Below are 19,361 nucleotides of genomic sequence, written 5' to 3'. Positions count from 1 at the left end.
AAGCGTTCGCTCACGCTTCTGGACGTGACTCCAGCATCTTGCGGTAGTACGTGGCGGAGACGTCGTATCCGGTGGCGCGGTAGAACTCCGCCGCCCGCCGGGTGGCCAGCGCGACATAGCCCGCGTCCCTGGTCCGCGCCCAGGCCTCGAACTCGGCCAGCAGCAGCCGCCCGATGCCGTGCCGCCGGAAGCCGCCCTCGATCATGGCCTCCTCCACCCAGGCCACCCGCCCGTTGGCGAACAGGGTCAGATGGGTGAACCCCAGCAGATACCCGCGCACCACGCCGTCCACGGTCGCCACCATGAGGAACGCGTCCTCGTTCGCCATCAGCAGGGGCAGCGCCGCGTCGAACGGGGCGCGTTCCGGCCGGAACGACAGGGCGAACTCCCGCGCGAGCGCGAATATCTGGTCGGCATCGGTCTTCTCGGCCCTGCGCAGCTGGAGATCATCGCCCGTCATGAGAGGACTCTAGAATTCGACCGGCAAATACGTCCATCATCACCCCGACCGCAACAAGCGGTTAGGACCGAAATTCAAGTCCGCCACACCCCGGGTCCCCTGGACGGGGACACGGGTGGCGTCGGCGGGTCCGGCACTCCCGATCCCTGGGCGGAGACGCGGGTGGCGTCGGCGGCTCCCCTTGGACGTGGGCGCCGGGGTGTCTGTGGTCAGGCGAGGGTGATGTTGGCCCCGTCGACCTTGATCGGGACCTCGGGGAGCGGCTTGGTGGCCGGGCCGGAGGTGACCGAGCCGTCGGCGATGGAGAAGTGCGAGCCGTGGCACGGGCAGACGATCTGCTTGTCGGCGACGCTGGTCACTTTGCAGCCCTGGTGCGTACAGGTCGGGCTGAAGCCCTTGAAGGTGCCCGCCTCCGGCTGGACGACGACCACCTCGCCGAGGACGACCCCGCCGCCGACCGGAACCTCGGCCGTGGTGGTCAGGGCGCCCCCCGCCGCCGGCGCGGAGGATCCGGCGGGCGCCGGCTCCGCGGTGCTGTCACCGGCACCGGAGCAGGCCGCCACTGCGACCCCGGCCCCGGCGAGCGCGGCCACACTGAGCGCATGCCGACGCGTGACGTTCTTATCCACGAATATGCCCCTTCATCCGGGTTGACTGCCCCCAGCCAACCACCGCCACCAGGGCACTCTCGCCATCTTGATCGTATTTCTCATCGATTATTAATGCGGGCCCGAGCTCACACCGCCCGCGACAACCCCGTCGCGGTCGCGTTCGGAGGTCCGCCCTTTCTGCGTCATCGGCTGACCGCCTTCGTGTACAGCCGCGTGGCCAGGGGCACGAACACCACCAGGATCAGCACCGACCAGCCCACCGACACCGCCACCGCGTGCTGGAGCGGCCAGGCGTCGGGCACCGGCTTGAGGGGACTGATGTTGCCGAACAGCTCACGCGCCGCCTGCACGAACGTGGAGACCGGGTTCCACTCGGCGAAGAGCTTGAGCGGGCCGGGCAGGCGGGAGCTGTCGACGAAGGCGTTGGACAGGAAGACCAGCGGGAACGACACGAGGGTGACGATGTTGTTGAACACCTCCGGCGTGCGCAGGGCCAGCGCGACCGTGGCCGTCACCCACGAGAACGCGTACGCGAAGAACAGCAGCAGCAGGAACCCTCCGGCGGCCTCCAGCGGCGAAGAGTGCACGCGCCAGCCGACCAGCAGCCCCACCAGCGCCATCACGACGATGCTCGTGATGTTCATCAGCATGTCGCAGAGCGTCTGCCCGCCCAGCACCGCCGACGGCGCCATCGGCAGCGTGCGATACCGGTCGAAGATGCCCTTCTGCAGGTCCTGGGTGAGCGTGTAGCCGGTGATCTGCGCGCCGGTGACGATCGTCTGCACGAAGATCCCCGGGAGCAGATACTCCGTGTACGAGATGCCCGGCAGGTCCATCATGCTGCCGAACACGTACACGAACAGCAGCACGAACACGATCGGGAGGATGATCACACCGCCGAGCAGGTCAGGAGCTCTCCTGATCTTGAGCGCGTTGCGCTTGCTGATCGTCACGCCGTCGGCGATCGCCATCTGAAGGCTGTTCATCGGACCGTCTCCTTCGTGTTCTCGGTGTCAGTCTGGTGGCCGGTGAGGCTCAGGAAGACCTCGTCCAGGGTCGGGCGCCGCAGCCCGGCGTCGCGTACGGCGACGTGTTCGGCGGCCAGGCGGACCAGGGCGGTGGTGAGCGAGGCGGTGCCGCCCGCCACCGGGATGGTGACGCGCAGGGCGACGGGGTCGGCCTGGACGTCGGCGACGGCGAGCGGCGCCAGGACCTGGCGTACGGTCTCCAGGTCGGCGGCGCTGGTCACCGAGAGCTCGATCCGGTCGCCGCCGATCTGGTCCTTGAGCTCGTCGGCGGTGCCGAGCGCGATCACCCGGCCGTGGTCGACCACCGCGATCCGGTCGGCGAGCCGGTCGGCTTCCTCCAGGTACTGCGTGGTGAGCAGCACGGTCGTGCCGCCCGTGACCAGTTCGGAGATGACCTCCCACAGGACCGTGCGGGCCCGGGGGTCCAGGCCGGTGGTGGGCTCGTCGAGGAACAGCACCGGCGGGTCGGCGACCAGTGCGCCGGCCAGGTCGAGCCTGCGCCGCATGCCGCCGGAGTAGCCCCGCACCTGGCGGTCTCCCGCGTCCGTGAGGTCGAAGCGCTCCAGCAGTTCGCGGGCGCGCTGTTTGCTGCGCTTGGTGCCCAGATGGTAGAGGCGGCCGACGATCTCCAGGTTCTCGGCGCCGGTGAGGTGGTCGTCGACCGCGGCGTACTGGCCGGACGCGCCGATGAGGCCGCGCAGCCGGGGTGCGTCGCGGACGACGTCGAAACCGGCGACCGTGGCGCGACCGGCGTCCGGCGTCAGCAGCGTCGTCAGGATCCGCACGGTCGTCGTCTTGCCTGCGCCGTTGGGGCCGAGCAGGCCGAACACCGAGCCTTCGGGAACGGACAGGTCGATGCCGTCCAGGGCGGTGACGGCGCCGTATTTCTTGACCAGGCCTTCGGCCATTATCGCGGGGGGCATTCGGCTTTCTCCTTTGCTGGTGCCGGATAGGCATGCGGGCATGACGGGATGGCGGGCGGTCGCCTGCCGACCGTCCGGCTGTGTTGCGTGCTGGAATTAGATGTCGAGGTCCTCTACGGCGGGCTGCCGTCCCAGACCGGCGATCAGGTCGTAGAACTCGTCCGGGACTTTGCCGCGCAGTTCCTCGACGGTGGCCACGACCTCAAGCGTGGCCTCACCCTGGACGAAGCCCCAGTTGGAGTCGGCCAGGCCGAGATAGCTCCGCCACGCGCCCCGGGAGAAGAGTCCCTCGATCCAGTTGTCGGTCCCGGTGTCGTCCGTCCAGTCAGGCGAGCGGTCCACGTGCAGGACGTAGTTGCCCTGGCGTGACCGGTAGACCTTGAACATCTCCATCCGGCTGCCCTGGGTGCGTCCCCACTCGCCGAGCAGCACTCCGGAGAAGCGCTGCTTGCGGCCGGTGCCCTGGCCGACCTTGACGATGATCTCGTCGTAGCCCTCCTGGCGGCCCTCCTCCATCTCGACATAGCGCCGCAGAGCCACGCTGATCGCCGTCGACAGCTTGCCCCCGGCGAGCTCCTGCGCCCGCTGGAACAACGGCAGGTCCTCATCCGAAACGTAGATCGTCTTGTTGGGCATCGTCCCGCTTCCTCCGTATACGTATAAGGCTACATATAGTTGACGCCAGATGGCAACGCCGAAACCGGGTGACTCATGGTCTCGGCCGTCAAGAACGCGTAGTGATTCGCGCCGATCGCGTAGAGGTCTCATATCGGCCGCCGCGGCTGGCCTGACGGTCCCCGACAGTGGAACTGTCGGCAGAGGAGGAACCATGGCGGTGCTCGATTTCCAGTTCAGTCAGCCCCCGGATACCCCCTGCGGTCTGGGGCGCGGAATGGAGCAATTCCACCATCCACGGCCAGTGCGCGTCGGGGACCGTGGAAACCTTCGCCCGACCGCGGAACGCGACCGACTGCTGAACGGTCTCGCGGGCACGGTGCTGGAGATCGGCGCCGGCGACGGCGTCAAGCTCACCTGCTATCCCCCCACCGTCGAAGACATCCTGCTCGTCGAGCCGGACCCGTTCCTGCGCGCGGCCGCGCAACACGCCGTGAACCACGTCGCGCCCACGGTACGGATCCTCGACGGCGGTCCGGCGCGGCTGCCGGTGGCCGACGCGTCATGCGACGCGGTCGTGTGCTCCCTGGTTCTGTGCCGCGCGCCCCGGCTGGAGGCGACCCTGGCGGAGGTCCGGCGCGTCCTTCGCCGCAACGGCGAGCTGCGGTTCTACGAGCACCAGCCCTCACCCAGGCCGGTCCTGGCCCTGGCCGGGCGGCTGGCGACCCCCCTCTGGTCCCGGGTCAGCGGCGGCTGCCGCCCCGCCCGTGACACCGTCGCGGCCATCGAGCGCACCGGATTCACCATCGAGGCCCTCGATCGTTTCTCCCTCCACCACGTCGGCCACGCCTTGGGGCTCGCCAAACCCCGCTGACTCATCGCGCCGCGACCCGGAACCGCATCCGGCACACCACCACGTCGGTACGGCGGCGCAACGCGCGGGCCAGCACCGCGTCCTGCCGACTTCCAGGCGCCGGCCGATACGCGCGTAGGACCGGTTGATCCGCTCCATCACCAGCACCATCAGCGGCAGCGTGACCACTACCAGCCAGCCTCCCTCGGTGAACTTGGAGACGGTGACGACGATCGCGGCCAGGAAGGTCAGCAGGGCGCCGAAGCCGTTGAGCGCGGCGCGCCATCTCCCGCCGGCCGGGCGGGCGGTCACCCAGTGCTTGACCATTCCGCCCTGGGACAGGGTGAAGCCGACGAAGACCCCGATGGCGAACAGCGGCACGCGCAGGTTCATCTCGCCCTCCGCCAGGACCAGCAGGGCGGCCGAGGCGACGGTCAGGAAGGCGATGCCGTACCGGTGCACGTGCCGGTCGGCGCGCAGCGCGAAGAAGTGCGGCAGGTTGTTGTCGGCGGCCAGCAGCTGGGCCAGCACCGGCAGCCCGCCGAAGGAGGTGTTGGCCGCCAGCGCGAGCAGGATCACCGTGGCGAACTGCACCAGGTAGAACAGCGGTCCGTCGCCCAGGGACGCCTGGGTCACCTGCGCCAGCACGGTGACGCCCTCCACCGGGGCGATCGCGAACTTCTCGATCAGCGCGGCGATGCCGATCAGCATGATCGCCAGCAACACGCCGAGCGCCATCGGCGCGCTGGGCCCGCTTCACCCGCGGTTTCCGGAAGGAGGGTACGGCGTTGGCGATGGCCTCGACACCGGTGAGCGAGGCGCACCCGTTGGCGAACGCCCGCAGCAACAGCAGCACACCGACGGTCTGCAGACCCGTCACCTGCGTCTCGGTCACCACGGCGGGCCCGCTGCGGACCAGACCCGCGACGATCACCAGCAGAATGGCCCCGACATAGACCGCCGTGGGCACGATGAAGGCGCGGGCACTGCCCGCGATCCCCCGCAGGTTGATGCCCGTGACCAGGACCAGCACCGCCAGGCAGAGCCAGACCACCGAGCACACTCAGCCGATGCCTGTCCGAGGGCTCCTTCGCCGCGGGGACGGTGATTGTTGCGGACATCAAGTCCTCCACGGGGCCGTGGGTCCGCCGGCGTTCTCTTTGAAGAGGCTCGGACAACCATGACGCTAGGCCGCAGGCCGGACGTTCAGCGCGATCGATACGAGATCTGGACGCGGATGGCGCGAATACTGACGCGACAGGCGCTGAGCTCTCCATGATCGTGCTCACCCGCGGCTCTCGGTACGCTCAGATTCCTCCCACTGATGGATGAAATGTGAGCATCGATCCGCATCTGGTCCCGCACTGGGACACGGTCGCGCTGATCACCATCGACGTGCAGTGCGACTTCCTGTTCGGGAGCTGAGCTTCCGGTCAGAGGCCGGAGAGGCCCAGTTCGCGGGCGATCAGCATGCGCTGGACCTCGCTGGTGCCTTCGCCGATTTCGAGGATCTTGGCGTCGCGGTAGAAGCGGCCGACCGGGAACTCGTTCATGAAGCCGTAGCCGCCGAAGATCTGGGTGGCGTCGCGGGCGTTGTCCATGGCCGCGTTGGAGGCGACCAGTTTGGCGATGGCCGCCTGCTTCTTGAAGGGCAGTCCTGCGAGCATCCGCTCGGCCGCGTGGTAGTACGCGAGCCGGGCGGTGTGGGTGCGGACCTCCATGTCGGCGATCTTGAACTGGATGGCCTGGTAGCCGCCGATCGCCCGGCCGAAGGCGTGCCGTTCGTGGACGTACCGGAGGGATTCGTCCACGCAGCCCTGGGCGAGGCCGACGGAGAGGGCGGCGATGGCGATGCGGCCCTCGTCGAGGGTCTGCAGGAACTGGGCGTAGCCCCGGCCGCGCTCGCCGAGCAGGTTGGCGGCGGGGACGCGGCAGTCGGTGAAGGAGAGTTCGCGGGTGTCGCTGGCCGACCAGCCGACCTTGGAGTACTTCTTGGAGACCGTGAACCCGGGGGTGCCGGCCGGGACGATGATCGTGGAGATCTCGGGGCGGCCGTCGGCGCGGCGGCCGGTGATGGCGGCCACGGCGACGAAGGCGGTGATGGTGGTGCCGGAGTTGGTGATGAACGCCTTCGAGCCGTTGATCACCCATTCGCCGCCGTCCAGGTCGGCGGTGGTGCGCATGCCGCCGGGCACGTCGGAGCCGCCGCCGGGCTCGGTCAGGCCGAACGCGCCCAGTGTCTCCCCGGCCGCGAGCCCCGGCAGCCAGCGGGCCCGCTGCTCGTCGGTGCCGAACCGCAGCAGCGGCATCGCGCCCAGCGAGACCCCGGCCTCCAGGGTGATCGCCACCGACGAGTCCACCCGGCCGAGCTCCTCCAGGGCCAGGCAGAGCGCGAAGTAGTCGCCGCCCATGCCGCCGTGCTCCTCCGGGATCGGCAGGCCGAACAGGCCCATCGCGCCCATCCTCCGCACGATCTCGTACGGAAACTCGCACCGCTCGTAGAAGTCGCCGATCACCGGGGCGACCACTTCGCGGGCGAAGGACTCGACGGATTTGCGCAGGTCATCGTATTCGTCGGTGAGCATCACAGCTCCTTGGAGAGGGCGCGGACAACGGCGGAGGGGCTGGGGCGGCCGAGCCGGCGGGCCAGCCAGGCGGAGGTGGCGACCAAGGACTCCAGGTCTACGCCGGTCTCGATGCCGAGGCCGTGCAGCATCCAGACCAGGTCCTCGGTGGCGAGGTTGCCGGTGGCACTCTCCGCGTACGGGCAGCCGCCGATCCCGCCCGCCGCCGCGTCGACGACGGTGACGCCGCAGCGGAGCGCTTCCAGCGTGTTGGCCAGGGCCTGGCCGTAGGTGTCGTGGAAGTGCACGGCGAGCGAGGACGGCCCGCCGGGGAAGGCCTCGATGAGGGCGCGGGCGTGCCCGGGAGTGCCGACGCCGATGGTGTCGCCGAGGGAGAGTTCGAAGCAGCCCAGGTCGAGCAGGCGCGTCCCGACCTCGACGACGCGCTCGACCGGCACCGGGCCCTCCCAGGGGTCGCCGAAGCACATCGACACGTACGCGCGGACGCGGACGCCGCTCGCCAGGGCGCGGGACACGACGGGGGCGAACATCGCGAACTGGGAGTCGACGGTGCGGTTGAGGTTGCGCTGGGCGAAGGTCTCGGTGGCGCTGGCGAAGATCGCGATCTCGGTGACGCCGTGTTCGAGGGCGCGGTCGAGGCCGCGCTCGTTCGGGACGAGCACCGGGTAGCGGATGCCGGGTCGGCGTTCGACCCTGGTCAGCAGTTCGGCGGCGTCGGCGAGCTGCGGCACCCAGGTGGGGTGCACGAAGCTGGTGGTCTCGATGGTGGTGAGCCCGGCGTCCACGAGGCGTTCCACGAATTCCGCCTTGACGTCCACGGGGACGATCGCGGCCTCGTTCTGTAGGCCGTCCCGGGGGCCGACCTCGTAGATCGTCACCTGGTCCGGGAGCCCGGGAAGGCGGTGCATCAAGCCTCCTCGGGGGTGACGGTGGCCAGGGGCGCGTCCATGGCGACCTGCTGGCCCGCGCGGACGGGCAGGTCGGTGACCGTGCCCGGGAAGGGCGCGGTGACGGTGTGCTCCATTTTCATCGCCTCCACGATCAGTAGCGGCTGACCGGCCTGGACCCGGTCGCCGAGGACGGCCTTCACCACCAGGACGGTGCCCGGCATCGGGCTGCGGACCAGGCCGTCGCCGGTGCCGGTGGCGGCGCGGTCGCCGGGGTCGCCCGGGTGATGCCGGGTCACCGGGCCGGACGGGAACCAGAGGGTGTCGCCGTCGCGGGCGGTGAGATAGCGCTTGGTCAGGCCGTCGACGGTCGCGGTCGAATCCGGCCCGAGCGCGGCGGTCAGGACCGCGCCGGCGATCAGGACCTCGGCTCCGGAGCGGGTGCCGCGGACTCGGACGTCGATGAGTTCTCCGGCGGATTCGAGGCGGTAGCGGGCCCAGGCGCGCTCCCCCAGCCGCCAGCCGTCGGGAACGTCCCAGGGGTCGCCGCTCTCGTCCCCAGAAGGGTGGAAGTGCAGCGCCGCCACCGCCAGCGCATCTGGCGAAATTTCGGAAATATTCGCGAGGAGGGCGTCGAGGTGGCGTTCCACCAGGCCGGTGTCGAGGCGGCCGGCCACCACGTCGGGGTCGGCGAGCAGGGCGCGCAGGAACGCGATGTTGGTGGGCATGCCCAGGATGACCGTCTCGCCCAGCGCCTCACCCAGGACGCGGAGGGCCTGCCCACGCTCCGGGGCCCAGGCGATCACCTTCGACAACATCGGGTCGTAGCCGCTGCCGACGACCACCCCTTCGGCCAGACCGGAGTCCACCCGTACCGACTCGGGCTCCCGCAGCCCCAGCACGCGCCCGCCGGTGGGCAGGAACCCGCGCCGGGGATCCTCCGCGTAGATCCGCGCCTCGACCGCGTGGCCGGCCAGCAGAACGTCCTCCTGCCCGAACCCCAGGGGCGCCCCCGCCGCCACCCGCAACTGGCGTTCCACCAGGTCGATCGGCTCCCCGCCGACCCGGCAGACGAGTTCGGTGACCGGATGCTCGACCTGCAGCCGGGTGTTCATCTCCATGAAGAAGAACTCGCCGGGCCCTTCGCCGCCGGGGACGATGAACTCCACGGTCCCGGCCCCGACATACCCGACCGACCGCGCCGCCTCCACGGCCGCCGAGCCCATCCGCTCCCGGGTCGCCGCGTCCACGAACGGCGACGGCGCCTCCTCGATGATCTTCTGGTGCCGCCGCTGCAGGCTGCACTCGCGCTCGCCCAGATGCACGACGTCGCCGGACCCGTCGGCGAGGACCTGGATCTCGATGTGCCGGGGGTTCCCGACGAACCGTTCGATCAGCAGGGTGCCGTCCCCGAACGCGGCCACCGCCGTGCGCCGCGCCGACTCGATCGCCTCCGGCAGTTCGGCGGCCGACCGGACCAGCAGCATGCCCTTACCGCCGCCCCCGGCCGACGGCTTGATCAGCGCAGGGAACTCGGCCCAGCCGGACAGGTCGCCGGTCGCGCCGGGCACCACCGGCACCCCGGCCGCGGCGACCGTCTCCTTGGCGCGGATCTTGTCGCCCATCGCCTCGATGGCCGCCGGCGGCGGGCCGACGAAGACCACCCCGCGTTCCGCGCAGGCCCTGGCGAACCCGGCGTTCTCCGCGAGGAACCCGTATCCGGGATGGATCGCCTGAGCGCCCGACCGCGCGGCCGCGTCCAGGATGGCGTCGACGTCGAGATAGCCGCCCGGCAGCCGGACTGCCAGGTCAGCCGCCCGGACGTGCGGCGCGCCGGCGTCGGCATCGCTGTGCACGGCGACGGAACGCACGCCGAGGGCGCGCAGGGTGCGGATCACCCGGACGGCGATCTCGCCCCGGTTTGCCACCAGCACCGTGTCGAACATGAGGATCACATCCTGAAGACGCCGTAGCCGACGGGTTCGAGCGGCGCGTTCGCGGCGGCCCCGAGCGCCAGGCCGAGCACGGTCCTGGTGTCCGCCGGATCGATGACGCCGTCGTCCCAGAGCCGGGCCGTCGAATAGTAGGGGTTGCCTTGCTCCTCGTACTGTGCCCGGATCTCGGCGGGATCGGCGTTGCCGACGGTGGACAGCACGGTGGCGGCCTGCTCGCCGCCCATCACCGAGATGCGGGCGTTGGGCCACATCCACAGGAACCTCGGCTGGTAGGCCCGCCCGGCCATCGCGTAGTTCCCGGCCCCGAACGAGCCGCCGATGATCACGGTGAACTTGGGCACCCGGGCGCAGGCGACCGCGGTGACCATCTTCGCGCCGTGTTTGGCGATCCCGCCCGCCTCATACGCCTTCCCCACCATGAAGCCGCTGATGTTCTGCAGGAACAGCAGCGGCGTGCTGCGCCGGTCGCACAGCTCGATGAAGTGGGCGCCCTTCAGCGCCGACTCGGCGAACAGGATGCCGTTGTTGGCGATGATCCCCACCGGGTGGCCGTGGATCCTGGCGAAACCAGTGACGAGGGTCGGACCGTACTCCGCCTTGAACTCCAGGAAGCGGCTGCCGTCGGCGATTCTGGCGATGACCTCGCGCACGTCGTAGGGGGTGCGGGTGTCGGCGGGGACGATGCCGTACAGATCGTGCGGCGAGTGGCGGGGCGGTTCTGCGGGTTCGACCGTCCATGGGCGTTCCGCCGGGGGGCCGAGGGTGGCGACGATGTCGCGGACGATGCGCAGGGCGTGGGCGTCGTCCTCGGCCAGGTGGTCGGTGACGCCGCTGATCCGGGCGTGCACGTCGCCGCCGCCCAGCTCCTCGGCGGTGACCGTCTCGCCGGTGGCGGCCTTGACCAGGGGCGGGCCGCCGAGGAAGATCGTGCCCTGGTTCCGGACGATCACCGCTTCGTCGCTCATGGCCGGCACGTAGGCGCCGCCCGCCGTGCAGGAGCCCAGGACGGCGGCGATCTGCGGGATGCCGCGCGCGGACATGGTCGCCTGGTTGTAGAAGATCCGGCCGAAATGCTCCCGGTCCGGGAAGACCTCGTCCTGCCGGGGCAGGAACGCGCCGCCGGAGTCGACCAGGTAGACGCAGGGCAGGTGGTTGTGCAGGGCGACTTCCTGGGCCCGCAGGTGCTTCTTGACGGTGACCGGATAGTAGGTCCCGCCCTTCACCGTGGCGTCGTTGGCGACCACGACGACCTCGCGGCCCGCGACCCTGCCGACCCCGGTGATGATGCCGGCGGCGGGGGCCTCGTCCCCGTACAGACCGGTGGCGGCCAGCGCGGAGAGTTCCAGGAAGCGGGAGCCGGGGTCGAGCAGGGTGTCCACCCGGTCCCGGGGCAGCAGTTTGCCGCGCTCGACGTGGCGGGCGCGGGACCGCTCGGGGCCGCCGCGCGCCGCGACCGCCAGCCGCTCCCGCAGCTCGGCCGCGAGCCGCTCGTTGACCTCGGCGTTCGCCTGGTACGCCGCCGCGTTCTGATCACAGGTGCTCGCCAGCACCGGCCAGGAAATCACCCGCCACCTCCCATCGCCACGTTAACGCACACTAACATTGCCGCATGGCAGTCCCTACCCGCAATCGGCGTGACGAGATCCTGGAGGCGGCGGCGAACCTGTTCGCGGCGCGCGGCTTCCACGGGGTGTCGATCGAGGACATCGGCGCGGCCGTCGGCATCACGGGCCCGGCCCTGTACCGGCACTTCCGGGGCAAGGAGGCGCTACTCAGTCAGATCCTGCTGGACATCAGCGCCCGCCTGCACGACCAGGGCGCCGCGACCGCCTCGCTACCCCCGCCGGAGGCGCTGCACGCCCTGCTGACCGGCCACATCGACTTCGCGCTCAGCCATCCGGCGCTGATCCGGGTGCACGAGCGCGAACTGCACAACGTGCCGGAACTGGCCCGCCGCCAGATCCGCCGCCTCCAGCGCCTCTACGTGGAGGAGTGGGTGACCGTGCTGCGCGACCTGCACCCCGCGGTCCCGCCGGTCCGGCTGCGGTCGGCCGCCCACGCCGTGCTCGGGCTGATCAACTCGACCCCGCGCAGCGCCGGCGAGCTGCCCGCGCGGGAGATGGCCGAACTGCTGCACCGGATGGCGCTGGCCGCCCTCACGGTTAGCGGCGACTAACCTCAGGAGAGCATCTTCCTGGCCGCCTGCTCGATCTCGTGCTCGGTCAGCAGCACGTGGTCGGCGGCGGCGCCGAGCGGGATGAAGCTGTCCTGCGAGGTCACCCGCGAGATCGAGCCGGAGAACCCGTTGTCCACCAGGGCGGTCACGATCGCCTCGGAGACGCCGCCGGTCCTGCGGGTCTCGTCCGCGATCAGGACCTTGCCGGTCAGCTCGGCGGCCCGCATCAGGTCGTCGATCGGCAGCGGGGAGAGCCAGCGCAGGTCGAGCACCCGGCAGCTCTTCTCGTCCTTGGTCAGCTTCACCGCCGCGCGCAGGCTCATCCGGACGCCGTTTCCGAAGGTGACGATGGTGAGGTCGCGCCCGTCGCCGTACGAGCGGGCCCGGCCGAGCGGCACGTGCGTCTCGGCCCAGCGGGACGGCGGCGCGTACTTGGCCAGCCAGCCGTTGTCGCCGTCGTCGAACAGATCCCTGGTGTGGTAGAGCGCGATCGGCTCGATGAAGACGCAGACGCTGCCGTCGGTCCTGGCCGAGGCCAGGCAGGTGCGCAGCATCGAGGCGGCGTCGTCGGGCCGGGCCGGGGAGGCGATGACGAGGCCCGGGATGTCGCGCAGCGCGGCCACCGAGTTGTCGTTGTGGAAGTGCCCGCCGAAGCCCTTCTGGTAGGCGTACCCGGGCACCCGGGCCACCAGCGGGTTCCGGTACGCGCCCTGCGAGAAGAACTGCAGCGAGGACGCCTCGCCCCGGATCTGGTCCAGCGCGTTGTGCAGGTACGCCAGGTACTGGATCTCCGGCACCGCCGTCAGCCCGGACACGCCGGAGCCGAGAGCCAGGCCCAGGATCGCCTGCTCGTCCAGGAGCGTGTCGAAGACGCGGGCGGCGCCGAACTGGCGGAGCAGGCCGCGGGTCACCCCGTACACGCCGCCCTTGCGGGCCACGTCCTCGCCGAACACCAGCATGCCGGGGTCGAGCGCCAGCGCGTCGGCCAGGGTGCGGTTGATCGCCTGGGCCAGGGTGAGCTTGTCCTCGTCCTCGGGCAGCACCCGGAAGACCTGCTCCCGGGTGGCGGCGGCCCTGGTCACCTGCTGGGCGACGTCGACCGGATGGCGGGGGGCGAGCGGCTCGATCACCTGGTGCGCGGATTCCAGCCGGGGGCGGCGGGTGCACTCCAGGGCGAGTTTGAGCACGTGGTCGCGTTCGGCCTCGTACCGGGCCAGGATCGTGTCCGGGGTCTCCAGGCCGGCCTCGACCAGCAGCCGGGCGGTGCCGATCAGCGGGTCGCGGTCCAGGTCGGCGGCGATCTCGCGGCGGGTCCGGTAGGCCATCTCCACGTCGGATCCTGCGTGACCCATCAGCCGTACCGTGCTGATCCGCAGGAACGCGGGCGAGCGCCCGGTCCTGACGTGGTCGGCGGCGCGGCGGGCGGTGTCGTACACGTCGGGCAGGTCGCAGCCGTCGGCCTCGAAGTAGGTCAGCAGCGGGTGGCGCCCGGCCTCGACCCAGCCCGGCGGGGTGCGCACGCTGATGCCCAGGCCGTTGTCCTCACAGACGAACAGCAGCGGGAGTGCGAGGCCGCGGAACTCGCCGTACGCCGCGGTGTTGAAACCGGTCAGCGCGCTGGCGTGGTTGACGCTCGCGTCGCCGAAGCTGCACACCGCGATGGCGTCGCCCGGCCAGCGGCCCCGCACGCCGAGCTGCCTGGCCCGCTCGATCGCGAACGCGACGCCGACCGCGCGCGGCAGGTGGCTGGCGATCGTCGAGGTCTGCGGGATGATCGCCAGATCGGGGTGGCCGAACACCTTGTGCCGCCCGCCCGCGATCGGCTCCTCCACCGCGGCCGCGAGCCCGAGCAGCACGTCCCGCAGGCCCTCCTCGGCGAGCCGCCCCGCCTGCTCGGACCGGGCCAGGTAGAAGGCGCCGGACCGGTAGTGCAGCAGGGCCGGGTCGGTGGGCGCCAGGGCCGCGGCCACCGCCGCGTTGCCCTCGTGCCCCGACGAGCCGATCGTGTAGTGGCCCTCGCCCTCCGCGCGCAACTGGCGAGCGGCGATGTCAAGGAGCCGGCTGCCGAGCTGGATGTCGAAGAGTTCCCCGCACCGGGTGCCCGTCAGGGTGGTCCCGTCCCGCACCGGCAGGCTCGGATCCCTGGGGGTGCCCGGCCGGAGCGCACCGACGACCTCGGCGAAATGTGTCTCAACAGTGTCCCGCGCCACAAGGCCGATTATGTCGCCACGACGAGGGCTCCGTCACAAGCCTTGCTCACTCTGTTGATGTCTTGTTGCAGAGCGCTGCCGGTTCAACAGCAGTTAATGACAGCTTGTCAGGGAGTCCAACCAATCACCCCTTTAAACCGTCTACTAGTAAGGAACATGACGTGGCACCCTCAAACGCCGCGTTCAACAGCACCGGGGAGAAGAAAGGACCCGCATGTTGAAACGCATCAGCGCCGTGGTCATTGCGGCTGCGCTGGGAGCGACGACCCTGGTCGTCAGCCCCGCGGCCCACGCCACGGGCGTGGCAAAACCGATCGTGAAGGACATCTCGATCAACCCGAGCCCGGTCGAGGTCACCAGCTCGAACGAGGTCACCGCGACCTTCAGCTTCACCACCCAGTTCGCCGACCCCAGCAAGGTCACGGCGACGCTCCAGGCGCCGGGCGGAAACCCGGCGTCGGTCGCGCTCACCTCCTCGGACAACAGCACCAAGTGGACCGGCACGGCCAAGTTCGGCCGCCAGTCCGCTCCGGGCGAGTGGAAGTTCAGCGTCACCGCGATCAGCGGTAACGACACCACCAACGAGTCACGCGGCTTCAACGTCGTCCAGGTCTGGGAGACCGACATCCGCGGCTTCGGCGCGGCTCCCGAGCCGATCGCGGCCGGCCAGGTCCTCACCGTCCGCGGTGACCTGCTGGTCAACAGCAACCAGGGCTGGAAGGGCCTGCCCGGCCAGGGTGTCTGGATCGCGTTCAAGGCCGAGGGCAGCTCCACCTACAAGCGGATCGCGTGGGACCGCACCGGCCACCGCGGCGAGTTCTCCACCGGACTGAAGGTCTACAAGTCCGGCTGGTGGCGCGCCGAGTTCGAAGGGGTCGCCGGCAAGTTCCACCCGACCACGAGCGACAGCGACCAGGTCGACGTCCGGAACAAGCCCCGCCCGCCGGCGCCCAAGCCCGACCTCGACAGCCGCATCATCCGCTTCAACGCCTCCCCCGAGCCGGTGAAGTACGGCAAGTACGTCTACCTCCGCGGCCTGCTCCAGGCCGAGGACCGCTGGAGCTGGGACGGATACGACGGCAAGGTGTCGATCTGGTTCAAGACCAAGCACGGCTCCTGGAAGTACGTGAAGACCACCTGGGCCAACGACTCCGGTGCGTTCTACACCAAGACCAAGGCCACCAAGTCCGGCTACTGGAAGGCCGTCTTCGCGGGCGACCGTGACGTCGACCCGTCGTCCAGCGCGCGGGACTGGGTGCGCGTGAAGCGCTGACACCTTCTCTACTGAGCTCTACTGAGACAGCCCGGGGCGCCCAGCCCCGGGCTGTTCCTATTCGCTCCGTTTGAACTGCGCGATCGCGACCCCCAGCAGGACCACCGCGAACGCCGCCACTACCCCCAGTTCGAGCCCGATCGGCAGCCGCCACCCGAACCACACGATGCCCGGATTGAGCACCGCGTCCACCTGCGGGGGCACGTTCAGATACCCGAAGACCGCGTGCCGCATCGGATCCACCGCGTAGGTCAGCGGGTTCACCGTGGTCAGCACGTGCAGCCAGGACGGCAGGTTGGCCAGCGGGAACATGGCCCCCGACAGGAACACCATCGGCATGATCGCCATCTGCATCACGCCGAAGAACGACTGCATCGACTTCATCCTGGCCGCCAGCAGCGTCCCGAACGCGGTGATCGTGAACGCCGCCAGGAACATCTCACCGAGCAGGGTGAGCAGCAGCCCCGGCGCGTACGGCACGCCCACCAGACCCGCCAGGGCCAGAATGAGCACGCCCTGCGAGGTCGCCATCAGGGCCCCGCCCAGGCACTTGCCGAGCACGATCGCGCCCCGGCCGACCGGCGCGACCAGCATCTCGCGCAGGAAGCCGAACTCGCGGTCCCACACGATCGAGGCCGCCGAGAACATGCCGGTGGTGATCACCGTCATCGCGATCATGCCGGGGAACATGAACGTACGGAAGTCGATTCCCGGGATCGAGTCGCGCACCAGCGAGCCGAGGCCCGTACCCATCACGAACAGCCAGAGCACCGGCTGCAGCAGCGAGGACACCATCCGGGTCCGGTCGCTGACGAACCGGAGGAACTCCCGGTGCAGCACCACCCGGACCGCCCGCAGGTCGTGCGCCGCGCCGCCCCTGGGCAGGACGACGCGCACCACATCCCGCTCCGTCACCTCGGTCGCGGTCATCGGCGGGCCATCGCTTTCATCCACTGGTTCTTGGAGCCCTCGGACTCGGCGTCTCTGATCGTCGAGCCGGTGTACTCCATGAACACGTCGTCGAGGGACGGGCGGGAGACGCTCACCGAGCGGATCGGCAGGCCCAGCTCGGCGAACAGCCGGGGCACGAACGCCTCGCCGCCGGTGACGCCGAAGGTGACCTGACCCTCCCTGATCTGGGCGTCCAGGTCGAACCGGTCGCGGAGGGCGCGGATGGCGGCCTGGTCGTCGGCGGTCGCGATCTGCACGCGGTCCTTGCCGATGCTGGCCTTGAGCGCCTCCGGGGAGTCGACGACGACGATCTCACCGTGGTCGATGATCGCGATCCGGTCGCAGTATTCGGCTTCTTCCATGTAGTGCGTCGTCATGAAGATGGTGATGTCCTCAGTTCGGCGCAGTTTGTTGATATATCCCCAGATGGCGGCACGGGTTTGCGGGTCGAGGCCGACGGTGGGCTCGTCCAGGAACAGGACCCTCGGGGAGTGCAGCAGGCCGCGGGCGATCTCCAGGCGGCGCTTCATGCCGCCGGAGAAGGTCATCACCTTGCTGTCCTTGCGGTCCCAGAGGGCGACCATCTCCATCACCTGGTGGAGGCGGTCGGCGACCACGGCCCGGGGGACGCCGTACAGTTCGGCGTGGAAACGCAGGTTCTGCTCGGCGGTCAGGTAGCCGTCCAGCGTCGGATCCTGGAAGACCAGGCCGATGTTGCGGCGCACCTCGTCGCGTTCGGTGACGACGTCGTGGCCGGCCACCCGGGCGGTGCCGCCGGTCGGGCGGATGAGCGTGCAGAGCATGCTGATCGTGGTCGTCTTCCCGGCGCCGTTCGGCCCGAGAAACCCGAACACCTCACCGGGGGCGACCTCGAAATCGACGCCTTTGACGGCCTCGACCTTCCCGTAGGTCTTCTGCAGCCCCCGGACTTCGACAGCCGGATTCACCGCTCGTCCTCTTCCTCGTCGGACGCGAGAATCTTGAAGATCTCCCGCCGGGTGTTCTTGAGCAGCTTCTTCGTCTGCGCGACCTGCTTGTCGGAGGCGACCCGGGTGAGGTGCACGAACGCCTCCCCCAGCTGCCCCCACAGCAGCCGCAGCTCATGCCGATCCTCCGGCATGCTCCGCGCCACCTCGTCCCAGGGCTCCACTCCGGACCACTCATCGGCCCGCCGCCGTCCTTCGTCGGTCAGCCGATAGGTACGGCTGCCGCCGGATTCCTCCGCCCTGACCAGCCCTTCGTCTTCGAGCTGCTGCAGGGCCGGGTAGACGGAACCCGGGCTGGGACGCCAGATCCCGTTACTCCGGCGGGAGATCTCCTCGATCATCTGGTAGCCGTTGCGCGCTTCCTCGTGCAGCAGGCGGAGGAGCGCCTGGCGCACGTCGCCCCGCTTGACGCGCGGCCCCGGCAGCGGGACCGCGTGCGGCGGAGGGACGTCGAACGGGCCTCCGGGATGCGCCTCGAACGGGCCTCCGGGATGCGGTGGAATGGGGGAATGCGGCGGGAACGGCGGCCCGCCCACCCACATGAGGTTGTCTTCCATTCGATCACTCCAACTATCGAGATAGGTGAACGATATATCTAGATATTTGACGTGACAATGGGCTTATCCAACCCGAACAACATCGTCTCCACGCTGCTTGGCGCCGGTGCGGCGGGAAGTAGCGCGGGCGCAGATGACGGCGAGCAACCCGGGGAGGGGGCTACAACCAGTCGCGGCGTTTGAAGATGACGTACAGCGTGGTGCAGACCAGGGCCATGAGGGCGATGGCCCAGGGGTAGCCGAAGGTCCAGTGGAGTTCGGGCATGGAGTCGAAGTTCATGCCGTAGATGGTGCCGACCAGGGTGGGGGCGAAGAGGATGGCGGCCCAGGCGGAGATCTTCTTGACCTCGTCGCCCTGGGCGATGCTGGCGGCGGTGAGTTTGGTCATCTCCTCGTTCTGGGCCTGGCTGACCAGGGTGGAGTTGACGATCAGGATGTCCTGGAGCATCTGCCGGAATCCGGCCACCCGCTCGGTCACGATGATGGCGTGGTCGGCGACGTCGCGGAGGTAGCGCTGGAGTTCCTCGTCGGCGCCATACTTGGTGGAGCCCGCGATGAAGCCGTCCAGCATCGCGATGAGCGGGGTCGTGGCGCGCTGGAACTCGATGACCTCGCGGGAGAGCGAGTAGATGCGGCGGGGGGCGGCCGGGTCGCCGCCGAAGACCTGGACTTCGATCTCGTCGATGTCGTTCTGCAGGCCGGCCACGACGGGCGCGTATCCGTCGACGACGGCGTCCAGGATCGCGTACAGGACCGCTTGGGGGCCCTGGCGGAGGAGTTCGGGGTCGGCTTCCATCCGGCGGCGGACGACGGCCAGGTCGGGGGCTTCGCTGTGCCGTACCGTGATGACGAAGTCGGAGCCGAGGAAGACGTGTAACTCGCCGAAGGCCACTTTTTCGGGTTGGTCCAGGTATTGGGCGGCTCGGAGCACCACGAACAGGGTCGTGCCGTACCTGTCGGCTTTCGGGCGCTGGTGGGCGACGATCGCGTCCTCGATGGCGAGGTCGTGCAGGGAGAACTCCTCGGCGACCTTGATGAGCTCGTCGTCTTCGGGACGGTAGAGGCCGATCCAGGCCATCGCTCCCGGACTCTCCCGGAGCGTCGTGATCGCTCCGCCGAGGGAGATCGGCGAGTCGACCCGCTGGCCGTTCAGGTAGACCGCGTTGTCGACCACACTCTGCTTGATCGTCTCATCGTGCGCACTCCGGGGGTCCATCGAGTGCTCGGGCGCGAGTTCCCGCTTCATCCAGGAACGCAAACGAAGTCTGGCCACATGTTGACGTTATCCCCG

17 protein-coding genes and 1 pseudogene are annotated in these 19,361 nt (G+C 69.7%); 3 read left to right on the top strand and 15 right to left on the bottom strand.

The genetic code is table 11. From position 1 onward, the window contains the following. Positions 1 to 10: 10 nt before the first annotated feature. From Acor_RS03460 to Acor_RS03440, 5 genes are all read right to left on the bottom strand, one after another. On the bottom strand, positions 11 to 460 hold the full coding sequence (locus tag Acor_RS03460; protein ID WP_155335047.1) for a GNAT family N-acetyltransferase: 450 nt from the start codon (positions 458 to 460) through the stop codon (positions 11 to 13). A gap of 209 nt (positions 461 to 669) precedes the next feature. Next, positions 670 to 1,089 (bottom strand): Rieske (2Fe-2S) protein, encoded by a 420-nt coding sequence (locus tag Acor_RS03455; protein ID WP_155335046.1) that lies wholly within the window; start codon positions 1,087 to 1,089, stop codon positions 670 to 672. A 164-nt stretch (positions 1,090 to 1,253) separates the two neighbouring features. Next, a complete protein-coding gene (locus tag Acor_RS03450) occupies positions 1,254 to 2,057 on the bottom strand; it encodes an ABC transporter permease (RefSeq protein WP_155335045.1) in 804 nt (267 codons plus the stop codon). Next, on the bottom strand, positions 2,054 to 3,022 hold the full coding sequence (locus Acor_RS03445) for an ATP-binding cassette domain-containing protein (RefSeq protein ID WP_155335044.1): 969 nt from the start codon (positions 3,020 to 3,022) through the stop codon (positions 2,054 to 2,056). The genes Acor_RS03450 and Acor_RS03445 overlap by 4 nt, the downstream gene beginning before the upstream one ends. Positions 3,023 to 3,118: 96 nt before the next feature. Continuing rightward, on the bottom strand, positions 3,119 to 3,658 hold the full coding sequence (locus tag Acor_RS03440; protein ID WP_155335043.1) for an EXLDI protein: 540 nt from the start codon (positions 3,656 to 3,658) through the stop codon (positions 3,119 to 3,121). A 193-nt stretch (positions 3,659 to 3,851) separates the two neighbouring features. On the opposite strand from Acor_RS03440, the gene Acor_RS43985 reads away from it, so the two are divergent. After that, a complete protein-coding gene (locus Acor_RS43985; RefSeq protein WP_246238395.1) occupies positions 3,852 to 4,511 on the top strand; it encodes a class I SAM-dependent methyltransferase in 660 nt (219 codons plus the stop codon). 210 nt (positions 4,512 to 4,721) lie between these two features. Here the strand turns inward: Acor_RS43985 and Acor_RS43980 are convergent. From Acor_RS43980 to Acor_RS03410, 5 genes and pseudogenes are all read right to left on the bottom strand, one after another. Then, a pseudogene (locus Acor_RS43980) lies at positions 4,722 to 5,228 on the bottom strand (amino acid permease); the annotation flags it as partial. 695 nt (positions 5,229 to 5,923) lie between these two features. Continuing rightward, a complete protein-coding gene (locus tag Acor_RS03425; protein WP_155335041.1) occupies positions 5,924 to 7,075 on the bottom strand; it encodes an acyl-CoA dehydrogenase family protein in 1,152 nt (383 codons plus the stop codon). Next, a complete protein-coding gene (locus Acor_RS03420; RefSeq protein WP_155335040.1) occupies positions 7,075 to 7,983 on the bottom strand; it encodes a hydroxymethylglutaryl-CoA lyase in 909 nt (302 codons plus the stop codon). The genes Acor_RS03425 and Acor_RS03420 overlap by 1 nt, the downstream gene beginning before the upstream one ends. Continuing rightward, positions 7,983 to 9,908: an acetyl/propionyl/methylcrotonyl-CoA carboxylase subunit alpha gene (locus tag Acor_RS03415; RefSeq protein ID WP_155335039.1), complete on the bottom strand. Its 1,926-nt coding sequence runs from the start codon at positions 9,906 to 9,908 to the stop codon at positions 7,983 to 7,985. The genes Acor_RS03420 and Acor_RS03415 overlap by 1 nt, the downstream gene beginning before the upstream one ends. Before the next feature lie 5 nt (positions 9,909 to 9,913). Next, a complete protein-coding gene (locus Acor_RS03410) occupies positions 9,914 to 11,467 on the bottom strand; it encodes a carboxyl transferase domain-containing protein (protein ID WP_218034127.1) in 1,554 nt (517 codons plus the stop codon). A gap of 59 nt (positions 11,468 to 11,526) precedes the next feature. Between Acor_RS03410 and Acor_RS03405 the strand changes: the two genes are divergently transcribed. Continuing rightward, positions 11,527 to 12,093, top strand: coding sequence for a TetR/AcrR family transcriptional regulator (locus tag Acor_RS03405; RefSeq protein ID WP_155335038.1), 567 nt, complete (start codon positions 11,527 to 11,529; stop codon positions 12,091 to 12,093). A 2-nt stretch (positions 12,094 to 12,095) separates the two neighbouring features. On the opposite strand, the gene Acor_RS03400 is transcribed toward Acor_RS03405, so the two are convergent. Continuing rightward, positions 12,096 to 14,303 (bottom strand): thiamine pyrophosphate-dependent enzyme, encoded by a 2,208-nt coding sequence (locus Acor_RS03400; RefSeq protein WP_155335037.1) that lies wholly within the window; start codon positions 14,301 to 14,303, stop codon positions 12,096 to 12,098. Between the two features lie 214 nt (positions 14,304 to 14,517). On the opposite strand from Acor_RS03400, the gene Acor_RS03395 reads away from it, so the two are divergent. Beyond that, complete coding sequence (locus Acor_RS03395; protein ID WP_155335036.1) at positions 14,518 to 15,576, top strand: hypothetical protein; 1,059 nt, start codon at positions 14,518 to 14,520, stop codon at positions 15,574 to 15,576. A 57-nt stretch (positions 15,577 to 15,633) separates the two neighbouring features. Here the strand turns inward: Acor_RS03395 and Acor_RS03390 are convergent, their stop codons facing one another. The 4 genes from Acor_RS03390 to Acor_RS03375 form a co-directional block, all read right to left on the bottom strand. Next, positions 15,634 to 16,506: an ABC transporter permease gene (locus Acor_RS03390; RefSeq protein WP_155335035.1), complete on the bottom strand. Its 873-nt coding sequence runs from the start codon at positions 16,504 to 16,506 to the stop codon at positions 15,634 to 15,636. Further along, positions 16,503 to 17,474, bottom strand: a complete 972-nt coding sequence (locus Acor_RS03385) for an ATP-binding cassette domain-containing protein (protein ID WP_155335034.1) — start codon at positions 17,472 to 17,474, stop codon at positions 16,503 to 16,505. The genes Acor_RS03390 and Acor_RS03385 overlap by 4 nt, the downstream gene beginning before the upstream one ends. Further along, complete coding sequence (locus tag Acor_RS03380; RefSeq protein ID WP_155335033.1) at positions 17,471 to 18,070, bottom strand: PadR family transcriptional regulator; 600 nt, start codon at positions 18,068 to 18,070, stop codon at positions 17,471 to 17,473. Before Acor_RS03380 ends, Acor_RS03385 begins: the two co-directional genes overlap by 4 nt. 160 nt (positions 18,071 to 18,230) lie before the next feature. Further along, positions 18,231 to 19,343 (bottom strand): magnesium and cobalt transport protein CorA, encoded by a 1,113-nt coding sequence (locus tag Acor_RS03375; RefSeq protein WP_246238393.1) that lies wholly within the window; start codon positions 19,341 to 19,343, stop codon positions 18,231 to 18,233. Between the last annotated feature and the right edge of the window lie 18 nt (positions 19,344 to 19,361).

Source organism: Acrocarpospora corrugata (genome assembly GCF_009687845.1).
Taxonomy (GTDB): domain Bacteria; phylum Actinomycetota; class Actinomycetes; order Streptosporangiales; family Streptosporangiaceae; genus Acrocarpospora; species Acrocarpospora corrugata.
Note: the sequence above shows the minus strand (reverse complement) of the source record. Positions and strands in the feature narration are given on the sequence as shown.